This window comes from Faecalibacterium sp. I3-3-89, assembly GCF_023347275.1.
GTDB lineage: Bacteria > Bacillota > Clostridia > Oscillospirales > Ruminococcaceae > Faecalibacterium > Faecalibacterium butyricigenerans.
The window spans coordinates 181,431-197,802 of sequence record NZ_CP094468.1 but is presented as its reverse complement, the minus strand read 5'-3'; the positions used below and the strand labels follow the sequence as shown (position 1 = coordinate 197,802).

Here is a 16,372-nt window from a genome sequence, read left to right as displayed (position 1 = left end):
ACGCAAAACCAGCCCGCAGGCCGGGCATTTTGTCCGTCCTGCGGGCTGGTCATTTCCTGTGAAATTACGCTCTCCCTGCGCCCCGGTCGAGTATCTTATCGAAGCGGGAAAAGAAAGTAATGGCCGTGATGGTCGCGGCCAGAAGGTCGCTGACCGGCTCTGCCAGAAAGACGCCGAAGCATCTGTCCGCCACAAAATGGGGCAGGATAAAAATGAGGGGGATGAGCAGGATGATCTTGCGCAGGCAGGCCAGCAAAAGGCTCACCTTCGCCTGACCCAGCGCCATAAAGCTCTGCTGGCAGGCGATCTGAACGCCCATCGCAAGGATGCCGGCCATATAGATGCGCATGGCCCATGTGGTGTAGTCGATCAGGGCGGCATCCGAGGTGAAGATGCCCGCCACCACGCCGGGCACGGCCATCATAAGCAGCCAGAACAAGGTGGTGTAGCCGAAACAAAGGGTGAGCTGGAAGCGGAACGCCTCCTTGACCCGGGCCTTTTTGCCTGCGCCGAAGTTGAAGCTCATGACCGGCTGGCCGCCCTGACAGATGCCCTGAATGGGCAGGGTGCACAGCTGGGACACGCTGGTGATGACGGTCATCGCGCCTACGGCGATGTCGCCGCCATAGCGGGCGAGGCTGGAGCTGAAGCTGATGGAAAGCAGGCTTTCCGTCGAGAGCATGACGAAGGACGAGATGCCCAGCCCCAGCACCGGCAGGATGACGCCGCGCTCCACCCTGAGGTACTCTTTGCGGAGTTTGAGAATCGTCTTCGGGCCGGTGAGGAACTTCAAGATCCAGCAGGCACCCACGGCCTGACTGAGCACCGTCGCCACCGCTGCGCCCCGGACACCCCAGCCAAGGCCGAAGATGAGGATGGGGTCGAGGATGATATTGATGACCGCACCGATGACGGTGGTGAGCATACTGATCTTCGCAAAGCCCTGCGTCGTGATAAAGGGGTTCATGCCCATGACCAGCAGCACGAACACCGAGCCGAGGATATAGATGCGGCCATAGGCCACCGCGTAAGGGAGGGTGGCGTCGCTGGCGCCAAAAAGCCGCAGCAGGGCGGGCGCACCGGCATAGAAGCCGATCGTCAGCACCACGGCGAAGAAGAGCAGCATGGTAAAGCTGTTGCCGATGATCTTTTCGGCGTCCTCTTTGTTGCCCTGCCCCAGTGCGATGGCCGTGCGGGGCGCACCGCCCGCGCCGATGAGCATGGCGAAGGCGTTCAAAAGCATGAGGATGGGGGCGAACAGGCCCACGCCTGTCAGCGCCGCCGCGCCGATGCCCTCGATGTGGCCGATGTAGATGCGGTCTACGATGTTATAGAGCAGATTGACCACCTGCGCCACCACGGCGGGGATCATCAGCTGCAAAAGCAGGGGCTTGATCGGCCCGCTGCCCATATCCTGTCGATTCTGTGCTGCCATAGGTCCTCCTTCGAGTCTATATGCTTCAAATTTGAAATAAATATAGCATATGCCGCCCCGCCTGTCAAGGGAGAGGGCAGAGCGCAGCAAAAATCAGAAGGCCCTCCCAGTCCTGCTGCCTGAGGTCAGACAGCCGCCGGAAGGGCTTTTTGTTTTTCCAGTTGACGGAAAGGCGGGATTTTGCTATAATAATAAAGCTGTATATGGATAAGGAGCATTCCTCCTACCAGCAACTGTTCCACGTTTCAAGGCCGATTTGCGATCTACAAATCGTAAATTTGCTGTGAAAATATACTTGGAGATGTATCGAAGCGGTCGTAACGAGAACGACTCGAAATCTAACTGGCTTTTTGGAAGTGGTTTTCCGGTTTTGCTAGGTTTCATGCGGGTTTTCCGACTTCGTGAGGGAACGATTTTCTGGCGTTCTCTCCTGCAATTCTCTCCAAAGTTTTCCCAGAATGCACGGCGCATTCTAAAATTTAATATCTGGAGCATTACTCAAGTGGTCGTAAGAGGTCGCACTCGAAATGCGATAGGCCGGGAGACCGGTGCCAGGGTTCGACTCCCTGATGCTCCGCCAAATCGAATGGACAGATGAATTTTATTCGTCTGTCCATTCTTTTTTGCCGGAACATCGCCCGTCCACCCTGTCTTGTGGGCGTATGGCATCATGCTGACGCATTGCCATAGCCCAGCCCCTCCAGCATCGCCTGTGCAGACGAGAGCTTGGAAGCGTAATCGAGGTGGGCGTAAATATTGGCGGTGGTGGAGAAGTCGCTGTGACCCAGCCATTCCTGAATCTGCTTCATGGGAACGCCGTTTGCCAGAAGAAGGCTGGCGCAGCTATGACGCAGGTCATGAAAGCGGATAGGACGCAGACCGTTTTTCTCCAACAGCTTCGGGAACTGCTCGGAAACGTAGTTGGGGCGGATGATGTTCCCGATCTCGTCCACACACAGATAGCCCAGATAATCCCGGTTGTAGCTTTTACCGCACAGGCGGCGGTAGGTTTCCTGCTGACCTTTCAGCATCAGCAGGCGGTCACGGATGGGCGGCACAAGAGGCAGCGTCCGCAGGCTGGACTTCGTTTTTGCACGGTCTGCCTGTACCAGAACCTTTTTGCCGTCGATGGATGCCTGCGTAACGATGTGCTTGATCTCCAGAGTGTTTTCCTCAAAGTCGATCGCATCCCACTTCAGCCCCAGCACCTCGCTGCGGCGCAGGCCGTAGAAGGATGCCAGCAGAACCGGGATCTCCAGCTTGGTGCCCTCTGCGACCTCCGTCAAAGCATGGATCTCTTCGGCACTGTAATAGCTGCCCTTGAACGCATTCTTCTTCGGACGCTCGACCTTATCTGCCGGATTGGTGGGGATCAGGTCGATCTTGACCGCATACTTCAATGCCTTGTGGATGTTTGCATGGTAATGGATCACCGAATTTGCCTTGACCCGTTCAAGCTGTTTGGTATAGAAATCCTGCAAATCGGTGGCTTTCAGGTCTACCAGCTTGATGCCGCGCTTGCGGAAATAGGGAGCGATGATGCGCTCCACCATTCCTTGATAGCTGGCATAGGTCGTGATTTGGACAGAGCTTTTCGTGACTTCCAGCCATTTCAGCATGAAGTCCGAAAAGAGAATGTCATCGTCCAAGCGGATCTCCGCAGGTGCGGTGGGAACCATGAAGTTCCTCCGACGTTCCAGCAAAAGAGCTTCGGCTTTCTTCTTGTTCCTCTTGACGGACAGACCGGTGGCTTCCCACTTGGTCTTTCGCTTTCCGTCTGCGTCCTTGTAACTCAGAACGATGTAGTAGAAGTCGTTTTTTTCTTGCAGATGCCCTGCTACCATAATGTTTCCTCCTGTCTTTGCATCCACCTGAATATGTAACTTCTGCCGCTGACACCATCAGTGTACCCAACGGCAGGAGAGAATGCAAGGATGTCACGCCCGGATGGTGTGACCGGGTGCGAATCCGATAAGATAAGTCAAAAGATGTGCCTTGGGGATGCGGTAGGAGCGTCCGACCTTCAAATGCTGGATGCTCCCCTTTTTCAAAAGCGCATACCCGGTTTTTGTGCTGACGCTCAATATCTCGCACATCTGGTCGATGTTCAGCACATCCGGGTAATCCCGGAGCATCACACGGTACGCATCACGGGGATTCAAAGTTTCTTCGCCCAAACAGATCCCCCCTTTCTATAATGGAGTGTACCGCTCCGTCTTGCGGTCAGGCTCTTCCTGAATCAAAGTGCAGGCTGCGATCTCGCTCATTCCTGTCCTCTCCTCTCTAGTTCAATATGTCAATTATTCAAAAGAAAATACTATATGTAAAGAGCAAATGGCCTTTTTCGGGTACCATCGCCCTTGCCAAAGGAGATATTTGAGCTTAGAACTTCATCGGCAGTGCGTCTTTCCTGCACTTGCCGTTGTAGGTGGTGTAGATGGGATAAACGTACCGCCGCCAACCCGGGAGCTTGGCGGGGTTATCCCGGCTGATGCGGTAGAGCTCCATGGGGTGGACGCCGCCCAGCGCACGGACAAGCCGCTCCGCGCTGTACTGCCCGTGGTACAGCTGCACAAAGTACATCACGCCCCGCAGGACAGCCGCCCGGAAGGAATCCGGTCTGCCCTCCCACGCCGCCACGATGTGCCGCAGGGCTTCGCAGTAGATCTCTTCGCCCAGCTGGTCGTACAGCTTCAGCGCCGTGCCCACGCAGCTGATGCGGTAGTCGCTCAGCTGCATACTGTCGTAGTTGAGGGACAGCCCCACCCGGTTGGTGGCTGCAACAAACGCCTTGGAGGGCGCATCGCCGCCCACCACCTTGGCGCGCAGCTTGATGCCCGCCGACAGGGGTGCAGAGTGACCGTTCTGCTCCGCAAAGAGCAGGGCTTCCTGCTCCATCGTCAGACCGGTGTAGACCTTGCAGAGGATCGGGCGGTCCTCGCCGCCGTTGAGGAGGATGCAGCCCTCGATGGTGTGCTGACCGTCCATTACATAGTACCTGCCGTTGCGGAAGCTGACCTTCGGCTCGTTAACGATGTACTCGTTGAAATCCCTTGCAATCAGCTCCACCCGCTTGCGCTCCACGCCCCGCTGGTAGATCTCGCGGGGGTAGATCAGCTTGCTGCTGTGGATGACCGAAAGCTGGTACGGCGGGTTGATGCCAATGAAAGTATTATTGTCGTTCAGGCGCATCTCATTTCCTCCTTGATCCTCCAAATGTACTTCTCAGCTTCTTCTAAGATCTCAGTCACCTGCTGCTTACGCTTCGGGCTGGTGAGCAGGCTGGGATTGAAGGTGAAGCTGTATTCCAACCGCTGGATCATGGCATGAACCGCGGATTGCAACTCGGTGTACAGCATCATTTCCTCGATGCTTCCGGCGTTCTCAAAGGACGACCGGATGGGCGTATAGGGGTAGACAGGCGGTTTGCCATCCACCACCTCAGGCGGCGCATAAACCGCCGTAGAGCGCCGGATAGGCTCTATCTGCTGGATGCTGCCCATAGGGTTCAGCGCAAGGCTGATGCGAACTGCATCATCGACCCGGCGCATCTCCTCCGGGGTCAGATGCCCCAGATACTTCAGTGCCCGGCTTTTGTCGATGGTGAAGATCTGCTCTGCCTGCACAACAGACGGCATATTCAACCCTGCGTTTTCCAACAGGCAGTGGGTCGGCTGATTTACTTTCTTTTCCGCCTTGCTTGTCATGGTCGCAACGATCAGGGTTGGAGAGTGGTAATTGCCCACGTCATTCTGAAGAATGACCGCCGGGCGGTCACCGTGCTGTTCCGAGCCGGTGCTCGCCCCGAAATGGGTGAAGAAGATGTCTCCGCGTTGGAATTTCCAGTTTTGCTGCAAAATTGTACCTCCATGTTGTTATGTGCAAAGCCCGCTGCCGGATGTTCCACAGCGGGCTTCGTTCAAGGTATGGTGGTATGGTTGGGGTCAGCGGTGCATGACCACATAATCATAGCCGCGCCTCATCTGGCAGACGGTGCAGGTGTCCATGCTTCGGTCAGCGCTGGGTACAAGCGCGATCTTGAAAGCCTTTGCATCCACAAAGTGCCGCAGACAGGTGCCGCAGAGGGTGCGGATGGACTTGACCATCTCAGGGGTCAGCTCCATCTCCTCGTAGATTTCCTGCTCGCGCACCGTGGGGTTCAACTCGTCCATAAAAGTGTCCTCCTATGTATCAAAAGTGGATATTCGGGTAAAGAATAAATAAGAATACGTAAAAAACGGGAACTGCCGGATGCACAGAACGTACCCGGCAGCTCCCGGATCAATATGATTAAAGGTCTCGCATATTCGCCCTCGGCCCCCTGCGAGTGGGGCATGAACATCTGGCAGCGGACTTGTACCGCTTCATTGGCATTTCAGCCACCCCGTCTGCTTTGTGACCGGGCCGCGAATTACGGAAGTATCATTATCGGAGTACCAGATGACGGAACTATTCAGTTTTCAAGGTGCGCGAGATCGGACGCTTTGCCCTGCGGTGAGTGCCGCTTGGGAAATTGTCCCTTCACTTACGAGCCATCGAGAAGGGGCAAATTGTTACCTGAAAAAGAAAATAGTTCAAAAGTTCTTCAAAAACATAGTCATTCGCTCGATTCGCTTATGAATCGTAATCCTTTTGGATTCCAAGGCACTTGCAATCTCGGACTCGGTGTACCCGGCATAGACATAGAGCGTAAGGATTTTGAGATCAAGTTCCGATAAGCTTTCAAGAGCAGCCAGCAACCGCTCATTCTCGATTTCGCCGATCCATCCAAAGCGGCTCTTGGTTTCGTGGTAGGTATCTGTTACCGTGATCGCAGCCTCATATTGCTTAAGATCTGCTGCTTTCCTTGCGTCAACGTCATCTTCGCCATCACAGACTGCCACCGTGCTGGCATCATAGGCGCGTTCACTGTTCAGGACGCCCAAATCAAACTCATACATCGCCTGAATTGCCTCTTCGCTCATTCCGGCTTCGCGGTACTGCACACGGAGTTGCTCCCACTTTGCGTTCAGCTTGCGACGTTCATTACCATTATTGAAACTCATGTGTAACCTCCAAATTTTCGATAAAGCGTAAAAAGTCGAAAATTTGGAAGGCTACGGATATTTCGCCGCTTGGGGCATCCACGAAAAACGGACAAACATAAAGCCTGCTCCTTTTTGCGGGAGCAGGCTTCCTGAAGGCTAAAAAATAGCCGGACAACCAACTAACAGAGCGGTTCTAAAAGCAGAATCACTCTATCAGCTGTTGCCCGGCTATTTGGTGCACGTTTCATACATTGCCTTGCGGCAATGGCCCGTTGCTCGGTGACGAACAGTCCATATTCAGGGTGCAATGCACCCGATTTTTGAAATTGTGTTTTGTCTAAAAAGTCAGCGCCTGCGGTAGGCTAAGTCAACGGTTGCTACGTTGCCGCACTTGAGGCACTTTATGCTGATAGAGCCTGAACAGCTCTCAGTTTTTTGGTAGAGCTTGTGTCCGCAAACCGGACAAAACCTCCAGCCAATGCTGAATTGTGCCTGCTGTATATTGTTCAGCGGTTTACTCTTAAAAGAGCGATTATTTGACCAAGTCATATTATTCTCCAAATCGAATGACGTCTAATGGGTGGCAGTGGATGGGTTTGCCGTTGATGATCTGCATCTGCTGTAATCTGATCCTAATCGCAGACCACGATACTCCCATCCGTGCAGCCATCTCCAAAATTTTTTCATAGTTCGGGTCCGATGCGGATTTGTACAGGATTCCGTTTGGCAGGCACAGCGCTGCACGTTTTATTTCGGCGTTGACCAGAAATGTTGGCATCAGCAGCTCCGCTGCAAGGGTGTTCGCCTGCCATTCTTCCCATGAGGGCTGTCCGTTTCGTTCCCGATAGGCAATGTGCCCACGGCACTTGACTGCTTTTCCGTAGTCGTTCGGAAACTGGTCAGCCAGAATATGGTGTGCCGCTTCATGCGCTATCGTGAAATTCCGGCATCCGGTGCAGCTGTCTGCCGCAAGGGCGGAATCGATTACGACGTCCTTCGGCATGAACACCTCTACAAGCTTTGTTCCGTCCCCCAAGGTTACGGTAAAACCGCATTTCTGGAAAACAGTCAGTCCTAGGACACTGCCATCGCTGCATAACGGCAGCATTTTCACATTCAGCCCAAGAACAGAACTTGCGAGCCGTTCCGGGTCAATGGGTTCTGGGGCATCCTTGCTAATTCCGAAAAAGTTATAGTACTGCTCGATATACCTGCCCGCTATGTGCGAAAGGTCTGTGCGGGATAAGTATTTTGCCATTACGAAGCACAGCTTTCCGGCACGGAACAGTAGGCTTCCACGAACCACTTGCCCTGTTCAAGCCAAAGATTCCGCTTCTGACCGCAAATCAGGCAGGTGAAGCAGTGACCTTTTCCGCCTAGGCGTGATGTCCCGTGTTTGACTGCCAAGACACGATCAATTCCATAAGTGTGAGCCTTGTCATAGTTTATGGCAAGAGGGCGGATCTTGCCATCAGGAGTAAAACGAACGTCCACTTCGACGTATCTTTTCTCACGGCGAAGGGTGTAATCACCACACATCAGAACCCCTCCTTTTACAGGTTTGTCAGAACACAGTGTGCATTACTTGCGAATCATATCGATCGTATATCTCACGAGCCAGCTTTGAAAACTTCATATATTGCTCATAGTGCGGCTCCACGATCACAAGATCCTGGCACTTCTGCTTTGCCTGCCAGATTGCCTCTCCCGTGGAAACGCCAAACGCCTTTGCTGCATAGTTCTTCGCAAGTACGATACCATGCCGTTCCTCCACAGAACCACACACTGCCACCGGCTTGTTCTTCAGTTCCGGGTTCAGCATACACTCAACAGAGGCATAGAAATTGTTCATATCACAGTGAAGAATCACTCTCTGCATCCCGTATTCCTCCTCTCCGTTTGTGAAAACATGAACAACTTTTCACGAACGCATTGACACACAGCATTTCTTGTGATACTATAATTACACGAATTGTATTTCATGCTTTCATCGTCATTATAGCAAGCACGGTTTTTCATGTCAATAGATTTTTAAGAAAAAGCGTTCGTGTTTGTCATCAAAAAAGAAAGAGGTATTCCTATGGTCTTCAAAGAAAGGTTGAAAGAAAAAAGAACAGAAGCCAATTTAACTCAGGTAGAACTTGCAGAGAAGGCCGGTGTAACCGCCCGCACAATTCAGAATTATGAACTTGGCAGCCGCAAGCCATCCAATATGGTTACGATGCAGAAGATTGCGGATGCGCTGAATACTACTACTGAGTACCTGCTGGGCAGCAGCGGCACCTATGTCGTAGAAGCTCACGAAAAAGGCGGCGCAAAAGCAGCGAAAGATATTGAAGAGCTGGTCAGTGAAGTGACCGGTATGTTCGCTGGCGGCGAATTAAGCGAAGATGCCATCGAAGGAGCTTATAAAGCTCTGACCGATGCCTACTGGATTGCCAAAGAGAACAATAAAAAATACGCCCCGAAAACGAGGCGTAAAAAATCCGATCAGTGATATTTATCGTACACACTTTTCGCTATACTGTAAACTGGAGGTGGTATGATGAATGCGGAACAGCTTTCACGGGTCGGTGAGAAACTGGTAAAACGTTGCGGTTCCAGAGACCCTTTTGAAATTGCAAGGCAGCTTGGTATCAATGTCATGCTTTGCGAAAATTTTGGTTCCCTGAAGGGAATGTACCGGGTGATTAAGCGAAATCGCTTTATTTTCCTGAATAACAGTCTGGATGAAAATATGCTGCGCATTGTGTGCGCACATGAATTAGGGCATGACCAGCTTCACCGGAATATGGCGAAAACCACCCCGATTCATGAGTTCATGCTCTACGATATGAAATCCAAACCAGAATATGAAGCCAACATCGTAGCAGCAGAAATCCTGATGGACAGCGATGAAGTCCTTCGCTACATCTATGAGTATGGATACACAGCTGAGCAGATCGCCAGTGCGATGTCCACCGACATCAATCTGGTTGCGCTGAAGGTGGCGCACCTGGCCACACTTGGATATAATCTGCACGCGCTGGAACATAAAAGCAACTTTTTGAAATAATGTACCTTCGAGGAGCCTGGACTGGCTCCTCTCTTTTTTGTTGCAAATTGTGCAGATGACGTCTGCACAATTATCAGCCTAACATCTGCATATGATAGAGATTCACTTTTTCCTCGAACGGCAGTCCCGGATCAATGCCGACTTCTTCCCACATCACACCGAACGGTGCGCCGCCATCTGTGTATCCAGCGATAAAGGCAAAACGATCATCGCAGTCCTCATACAGTTCTGCCAGACGTTCCCTCTCTTTCGCTTCCCGCTCCATTCTCCGCTGCCGAAGCCGCTGCTCTTCAGCCTGTTTTATCTGGTCGAGCTGTTCCTGTGTATAATTGACCCCCAGCTCCTGCAAATCTTTAGCGGCAGTCACAGCATCCACATGAAAGCGTTCCCGGTAATGCTTGTTCATCTTTTTCGGTGAACCGGTATAGGTGAGCAGCCACTGCTTGCCTTTTCGGAGGCGTGCTTCCTTTCGCTCAGCCTTCGTCAATTTCTTTTTCTTTGCCATTTGCGGAATCTCCCGGATTTTTTCCTGATGACTTTAAGTTGCGCTTTTTCGGTGCTGTCAGCTCATAGCTCAAAGAAAGCAGATCTTTGATAGCATCATCCAGTTCCGGCTTGCCAAGCTGAATACTGAGCCATTTTTCCTTGTTCATGTGATAGGCCAGAAAATAGCCTTTCTGCCCGCGAAGAGAGCCAATCAGTAGCAGATCGCTTTTCACATTAAGGACATCAACGATGCCTGCCTCCGGCAGTCCCAACTTATCAGTTGATACTTCCAGAACTACACCATACCATTTATTATTGTCGTTGTGCCGCAACACAGCATTCCAGTCATGCCTGGGATATTCCGGCTCTGTGCCGTACTGCTGGTGTATCCATGTAAATAATTCTTGTCGCGTCATTCCACATTGCAAGTGAAGTCAATCTATGTTGTACTTCCCACTGCATCCTCCATTTCCACAGAATTCGCAGCCATAAAAGCACGGTACGACGAGCAACAGGCAAAACATAATGCACATGAGTATATGTACCCTGTGCGAAAAATCATCTGTAAGGGCTGCGGAAAAACGTTTTATACAATTGTCAAATCGAAAAAATATTGTGACTACTACACGTGCGGAAAACTTGGCAACTGGAAACGCCAGCGACAGAAGCGGCTTGCACAGCGCACCGGCCTTGTTTGCAGGTGTTGTGGCAAAACATTTACGCCTAAACGCAAAGATGCTGTCTATTGTAGTAATGCCTGCCGTCAGAAATCCTACCGCCAGAGCGTTACGGATAAATCATGCGATCAAAAAAGACACATGGTAGAGCCGTAACGAAATTTCAAAACGATTCTGCTTAGCAGCAAACGGACATTCTGTCCATTTACCACAACCGTAACGATAGCACCACGACTGCCGATGTTATCATTTTGGAGACATCGTATCTTGAAGCTGCCAAGCCTGAGCTTGAAAAATACGATGTTTTGACAAAGCAAATCAAGGCTGCTATCAAAACGCGGAAAGAGTTACAGGCCGAGAAAAAGGCAACGCCAATTCTTAATGTTTTGAAGCATCGTGAGCTGACCAGCCGCATCGAGGATTTGACGGAACAGCTCGAAGATTTGCGCTCGGAGCGGGCAATAATCCTCATGTATCTTGACTGTGAAGAAAGTAGGGATACCGCCGAAGTCAAGAAAAGGTGTACTGCCGCAGAGACGATGCTTGAAAAGCTCGAAGTCAGCGAGGCAAAGTATTCTTATGCGCTGGATGATGCAAAAAACGCTTTTGCCGACTTACAGGAACAGGCAAAAGATTTGGACGCAGGAGAGTTATATGAAGCAAGGCTGGCTATTCGCAACGAGAAAGAATAGAACGCTGTTCAGCAACTGCAAAAGGCGTATGGAGAACAGTTTACTCCTGCTACAATGCTTCATGGCAGGCGTGATGTTGAAAAAGTTCTCAATGAAAGAGCCGAACCGCCGCAGTCTGTTCAGGAAGAAAAACGCAATCGTCAAGCAATGGCTGAAGATCCGCCGAGGCAAATACCCAAACGCAATGAAATAGAGTTATGAACCACAAACAGGCCGAGTATACGTTGATTTCGTTCTCGGCCGGCTTTCTTTTATATTTGATGTTTACAAGTGCAAACATCGCAAACAGACAAAAGATTTTGAATCCCCCAAGACTATAGCATAGCGAAAAGAACATACAAAAAATTGAAGCATATTAATAACAATTCTTACAACATTGATAAAACAATTTGATGCGGAAAAGTTAAAGTTTTCTGAAATTTGTATTTGCTGCAACACAGCAAGTTATTAAAACGCACAAAACCCCCGCTCCACAAAAAACGAGACGGTATTCAAGTGCTTGAGTGCCGACTACATTAATAATAAGTCCAAGATTTGATTGCAACAGCTTCGGTAAAACAATGTCAACAAGCGGGCCTACGACAACGTATGACAAAGGAACAAAACACCTTGCAATCATGGAACGCGATGCAAACACACGCCCCTGAAGAATCCGTGGTGTTTCCTGCATCCACAATGTGCCGGCAACCGTATTCAAAATTGGCGTAACAAATGAAAAGGAAAATCTTCCGATTGCAACAATGCAAGTAATATGTGTGAACCCCATAAGTTGCAAAGCTATGCCAGCAACCAAGCCACCAATAACGATCGTTTTATAAGTAAAATGTATTTTCTTTGAAAATGTAACAACCAAACTTCCGCATAAAATCCCGAATCCACCACAAGCCTTAATAATGCCTAGGTCAAATGTATTCCCAAGTGTCAAGCCGAAAGGCTCTATTAATGAGGTTGCGAGATTAAACGTAAAGTTTAAAATAGTAAAGTAAATCAAAAGTACACGTAAACTTCCTTGAGAAAAAATAAATTTGAATCCAAGCAAAATTTCTCTTTTTGTATTTCGTTTCTTCTGATTTTCGTTGTCCATTGAAAACTTGCTTGAATCTATCGTAACAAGAATTACTAAAGAAACAAGATAGCTTATTAAATCAATTATTATAATCCCATTTAGTCCAATTAATGGATAGAGCATTCCGGCAACAATCGGGGAAGCAATACTATCCAATGAATCAATAATCTGACTCATGCCGTTAGCAGTTTTTACTTCATCAGGAGAAACCAAAGTTGTAATTGATGCTTGATATGCATTATTATCAAAGAAATTTGCACAAGAATCAAGAAAGGTAAAAACACAAAGAACAAAATAATTGAATTCATAATAACTGACGCAAATATAGATAAACACACTTATCAAAGCGGCAATGGAGTCGGCGCAAATAATGATAGCCTTACGATTGTATTTGTCACATAAATAACCACTGAAAGGTGCTAAAAATATCGCTGGTAATATAGAGAAAAGGAGAATCAAAACCATTGGGGTCGCTTTTCCTGTGACCGTGTAAACCCAGACACTTACCCCAAATGACGTTAATCCTGTCCCCAAAATGGAAATCAATCTTGCAAACCAAACTTTCCTATAAGACGAATTGATATTCATAACTATTATGCCCTTCCGCCATCAAATGGGATGTGCTTCATCACAATCTCAAATATAAAATCACAAATGCATTTAATACATTCGGAATCAATTGAACCAGTTTCATTACGAAAGGAATGATCAATGCTAAAGACTTCCTTATGAATTATATCACTTTCAGTAGAACTAATTGAATCGAAAAAAAACAGATGTTGTTTAAAGTCGATTGCGCAATCTCGACTTCCTATAAGCAAAAGTAATGGCAAAGAGATGCTTTTGCATCCACTTAAGAAATCAATTTCAGACAGCTCATGGTAATAATTTGTATCATGCCCTGCAAATAGTCCATGTTCAACATATGTACTATACTGAGGATTTTGCTTCACGATATCATTAATGGAGTGCTTTCCATCAAGAACAATTTCAATAAAGGAATCAAATGTCCGCGCATTATACATTATTTTGTCTTTTGGTATTCCCCTTAATATATCTTGCCGAATTTTATTTTTGACAAAGTAATCCTTCGGGCCAAAAATCATTGTATCAAAAATAATTGCAGCCAATACGCTCTCTCTATTTCGATTAACTAAAGACGGAACCATTAGAGCACCAATGCTGTATCCAAAAAGAATCAGTTTTTTCCCAGAGGCAACAACATGATGCATGGCAGCGTCGTATAAGTCAATTATGTCGTTGAAACCATATTTACCACATTTATATCCGTCACTATCACCGTTCCCAAATAGTTCGACCCTTACCGTAGGAATCCCAAAATTGCTCAAGCTATACATTAAATCTCGATACGTGTTTTTACTCAATAATGGAGTATCAATTGTTGAGCAATCAATGCCTTGCAATAAAAAAAGGACAAAATCATTATCGTTAGGTTTTGTAATCAGAAGTTCTATAAACAAATTTTTGTATATAAATGAATCATATTCAATGTCAAAAAGACTTGAAGATTCACGAGGATATTCGTATAAGATGCAATTCTGTGAGATGTACTTTTCGTTTCTAACCACAGTAATATCCAGCGAATCCCCCGCATGGTACTTTTTTATTATTGCTTCCAATTGATACATCGATTCTATCGGTTCGTTTTGGATAGAATAAATTGTATCTTCTTGCTTGAAGAAAGAGGCATTCAAATAAACCTCCTTTACTTTTACATTTTGTTTTTCAGCTTTGAATGTGCATCCCAAAAAGCCGCGTCTGTGATGGTTAATTGTCTTCATGTATGACTATTACACCTTCATTAATAAAATAGCGAAAAATCTCTACACTAAAATCCTGAATGTCAAAATCCGATTTTTTGAAATAATGATTTTTCTCAAAAAATTCAGACATTTCATCCGAAAGCGTATAAAACGAGTTTTTCGATGCATCAACGAGATAGTTAAACACTCTGTCAGATATTTCGCCGGTACCCAGAATGAATTTACCATGAAAAATATTACAAGATGGATTCATTGAATAAAGTGCATCTTCTACAATGTCACATGGTTCATTATCGTTTCTCCGCAATGGCAGAAACAAAAGATGATTCCTGGATAACAACTCATAGTCAAAGTATCTTTTCAGATTTTTATCTCTGTATACATAGTCAGTTATATCATGGGCCTGTAATGGAGTTATTCCATTGGAAACACTATAATTATCATATAGGCACAATTCTCCGTTTCGATGAATTATCTTTACTCCAAACAAATTTGCATCTTGATATACAGGAATGTTTTTAAGCAACACAAAAGTACCCATTGCAATATGTTGGATTGAGTCACTATATTTTTGCAATAATTCTATGGTTTCAATTGCATCCGCATAAGTTTCGCCAGGAAACCCAAAAAAGAACATTGGCATAGTTTTGATTTTAAGCTCTCTGCAATAATCAAAAATCTGTGATATGCGTTCTTTGTTTGTCCCTTTTTGCATTTTGCCTAGGATTTTGTCACTGCCCGATTCGAGGCCAAAAAACATCAAAGAGCAACCGCCCTTTTTAATTTCACTCAAATATGAATAATTGAGAAAAGAATCAAAACGGAATTCGGAGTACCAATGAAACGACAATCCGCTTTCATATATTCTCTTTGCGATAATTTTTCCAATCCAAGCTGTCATGGCTTCATCGACAAAATAAAAATTTTCTACACCATAAATTTTATAAAGCCTGTACAAATCATCAAAAACATAATTACCTAAATCGATATCATTTTGTGCGTATCTTTTTACACATATATCTTTGTAAGATTGATATCCACAAAAGCTGCACTTTCCCCAATAACAGCCAATTGACATGGCGTATGGTAATATATTATGAGGAACGAGATATCTTTGCAATGAATAATCAGAAAAGTCCGGCAGAGCCCTTTTGATTTGTGGAAGGGGAAGATTGTTATGGATGAATGAATGCCCATTACTACGCATACACCCAGGAATATAATCTAGGGTGTCGTATTCTATTATATTATTCCATGGATACTCACCGGCATAAATTATCAATGCATCAGAATATTCAGCAAAGATATTTAATGCGCTTATTTTATTTGCATATGCTGGAAACAGCGAACCGCCAAAAATTATTTTCACACGAGAAAAGGCTTTCTTTATTAATGCTGCCAAAGTAATTGCAGGGATAATTTGACCAGAATAATTTACAGATATTCCAACATATTGTGTATCGTCTTGAATAATTAAAGGCAATATACTATGATAAAATTCAATCAGCGGGTTCTGCTCGCGATAGTTAATATATGACTTTATAGCATCGGAACAATCTTCACCTTTCTGAAATAATATTACAGCAGAAGAAATCGATGTAGGATAAAATCTTGATCCAAACAACTTCAGTGAACGTTCGATGATGGATGAATAAATTTCATATTTTGAATATTTGTAATAGGTTTCTTCCTTTTTTAAAGCAGAAATCGCTTCATCTATATGCGAACATAAGTACTCTCCATTTAGTAAGCACTCGAGAAGCAATTGTCTATAGCTATCAGTCAATTCTTCGCCAGAAAAGAACAAACGATTTTCATCATATTGAATGCTGCGCCTCAATTGTTTGGTATTTACTGCATCTCCGATTTGAACTTGCTTTGCGGTCACGGCAACTGCCTCCTGAAAAATTTTTGATGAGTCCAGTATAACAGCTGCGAGCGGAATTGACAATTCAGATGGATGCAATGGCTTCTGCAAGCAGTGCTTCGTGGTACCATTCTGGTACGCCGAAGCTCTCTTGCAAGCAATGTCTTTGTATATACAAAGCCCCTTGCCTTGCAAGAGCTTGTTGGGCACAGCCCAAACCTGTTGTTCTGCATCGTGCCGATGCAGGCTTCGCGTTTCTGCAAAACGCTCTTTCAGCACTCTG

Annotated in this window: 17 protein-coding genes, 1 tRNA gene and 1 pseudogene; 4 read left to right on the top strand and 15 right to left on the bottom strand. The window is 46.9% G+C overall.

The window, feature by feature from the left end; all coding sequences use genetic code 11:
• Positions 1-64: 64 nt before the first annotated feature.
• Positions 65-1,435: an MATE family efflux transporter gene (locus MTP38_RS00900; RefSeq protein ID WP_249233947.1), complete on the bottom strand. Its 1,371-nt coding sequence runs from the start codon at positions 1,433-1,435 to the stop codon at positions 65-67.
• Positions 1,436-1,923: 488 nt separating this feature from the next.
• Here MTP38_RS00900 and MTP38_RS00895 point away from each other — a divergent pair.
• A tRNA-Ser gene (locus MTP38_RS00895) sits at positions 1,924-2,015 on the top strand.
• A gap of 88 nt (positions 2,016-2,103) precedes the next feature.
• Here MTP38_RS00895 and MTP38_RS00890 read toward each other — a convergent pair.
• From MTP38_RS00890 to MTP38_RS00850, 9 genes and pseudogenes are all read right to left on the bottom strand, one after another.
• Complete coding sequence (locus MTP38_RS00890; RefSeq protein ID WP_097791183.1) at positions 2,104-3,279, bottom strand: tyrosine-type recombinase/integrase; 1,176 nt, start codon at positions 3,277-3,279, stop codon at positions 2,104-2,106.
• A 93-nt stretch (positions 3,280-3,372) separates the two neighbouring features.
• A complete protein-coding gene (locus MTP38_RS00885; protein WP_370569216.1) occupies positions 3,373-3,612 on the bottom strand; it encodes a helix-turn-helix domain-containing protein in 240 nt (79 codons plus the stop codon).
• A 205-nt stretch (positions 3,613-3,817) separates the two neighbouring features.
• The gene (locus MTP38_RS00880; RefSeq protein WP_097784817.1) at positions 3,818-4,627 is read right to left on the bottom strand and encodes a DUF6551 family protein; all 810 of its coding nucleotides are present in this window, start codon (positions 4,625-4,627) and stop codon (positions 3,818-3,820) included.
• Complete coding sequence (locus MTP38_RS00875; protein ID WP_097771475.1) at positions 4,618-5,292, bottom strand: type II toxin-antitoxin system PemK/MazF family toxin; 675 nt, start codon at positions 5,290-5,292, stop codon at positions 4,618-4,620. The genes MTP38_RS00880 and MTP38_RS00875 overlap by 10 nt, the downstream gene beginning before the upstream one ends.
• Positions 5,293-5,379: 87 nt before the next feature.
• Positions 5,380-5,607 (bottom strand): hypothetical protein, encoded by a 228-nt coding sequence (locus MTP38_RS00870; protein WP_005927345.1) that lies wholly within the window; start codon positions 5,605-5,607, stop codon positions 5,380-5,382.
• Positions 5,608-6,009: 402 nt separating this feature from the next.
• Entirely contained in the window at positions 6,010-6,480 is a 471-nt protein-coding gene (locus MTP38_RS00865) for a sigma factor-like helix-turn-helix DNA-binding protein (protein ID WP_097791182.1), read from the bottom strand.
• A gap of 532 nt (positions 6,481-7,012) precedes the next feature.
• Positions 7,013-7,720 carry an ImmA/IrrE family metallo-endopeptidase gene (locus MTP38_RS00860; protein ID WP_097776432.1) on the bottom strand — a complete coding sequence of 236 codons (708 nt, stop codon included), beginning with the start codon at positions 7,718-7,720 and terminating at the stop codon, positions 7,013-7,015.
• Positions 7,720-8,001 (bottom strand): hypothetical protein, encoded by a 282-nt coding sequence (locus MTP38_RS00855; protein WP_015565736.1) that lies wholly within the window; start codon positions 7,999-8,001, stop codon positions 7,720-7,722. Before MTP38_RS00855 ends, MTP38_RS00860 begins: the two co-directional genes overlap by 1 nt.
• Positions 8,002-8,044: 43 nt before the next feature.
• Positions 8,045-8,341, bottom strand: a pseudogene (locus MTP38_RS00850) (DNA polymerase Y family protein); the annotation flags it as partial.
• 201 nt (positions 8,342-8,542) lie between these two features.
• Here MTP38_RS00850 and MTP38_RS00845 point away from each other — a divergent pair.
• Together MTP38_RS00845 and MTP38_RS00840 are read left to right on the top strand one after the other, a co-directional pair.
• Entirely contained in the window at positions 8,543-8,959 is a 417-nt protein-coding gene (locus MTP38_RS00845; RefSeq protein WP_015565734.1) for a helix-turn-helix domain-containing protein, read from the top strand.
• Between the two features lie 45 nt (positions 8,960-9,004).
• A complete protein-coding gene (locus MTP38_RS00840; RefSeq protein ID WP_008396542.1) occupies positions 9,005-9,517 on the top strand; it encodes an ImmA/IrrE family metallo-endopeptidase in 513 nt (170 codons plus the stop codon).
• A 73-nt stretch (positions 9,518-9,590) separates the two neighbouring features.
• Here the strand turns inward: MTP38_RS00840 and MTP38_RS00835 are convergent, their stop codons facing one another.
• Entirely contained in the window at positions 9,591-10,022 is a 432-nt protein-coding gene (locus tag MTP38_RS00835) for a hypothetical protein (RefSeq protein ID WP_015565732.1), read from the bottom strand.
• Positions 9,991-10,419, bottom strand: a complete 429-nt coding sequence (locus MTP38_RS00830; protein WP_249233946.1) for an MmcQ/YjbR family DNA-binding protein — start codon at positions 10,417-10,419, stop codon at positions 9,991-9,993. The genes MTP38_RS00835 and MTP38_RS00830 overlap by 32 nt, the downstream gene beginning before the upstream one ends.
• A 512-nt stretch (positions 10,420-10,931) precedes the next feature.
• Here MTP38_RS00830 and MTP38_RS00825 point away from each other — a divergent pair.
• Positions 10,932-11,372: a hypothetical protein gene (locus MTP38_RS00825; protein ID WP_097791180.1), complete on the top strand. Its 441-nt coding sequence runs from the start codon at positions 10,932-10,934 to the stop codon at positions 11,370-11,372.
• Between the two features lie 403 nt (positions 11,373-11,775).
• Here MTP38_RS00825 and MTP38_RS00820 read toward each other — a convergent pair whose 3' ends face one another.
• The 3 genes from MTP38_RS00820 to MTP38_RS00810 are packed head-to-tail and all read right to left on the bottom strand — an operon-like array spanning position 11,776 to position 16,110.
• A complete protein-coding gene (locus MTP38_RS00820) occupies positions 11,776-13,026 on the bottom strand; it encodes an MFS transporter (protein ID WP_097791177.1) in 1,251 nt (416 codons plus the stop codon).
• A gap of 5 nt (positions 13,027-13,031) precedes the next feature.
• On the bottom strand, positions 13,032-14,240 hold the full coding sequence (locus MTP38_RS00815; protein WP_249233945.1) for a serine aminopeptidase domain-containing protein: 1,209 nt from the start codon (positions 14,238-14,240) through the stop codon (positions 13,032-13,034).
• Complete coding sequence (locus MTP38_RS00810; RefSeq protein WP_249233944.1) at positions 14,227-16,110, bottom strand: B12-binding domain-containing radical SAM protein; 1,884 nt, start codon at positions 16,108-16,110, stop codon at positions 14,227-14,229. Before MTP38_RS00810 ends, MTP38_RS00815 begins: the two co-directional genes overlap by 14 nt.
• Positions 16,111-16,372: the final 262 nt, after the last annotated feature.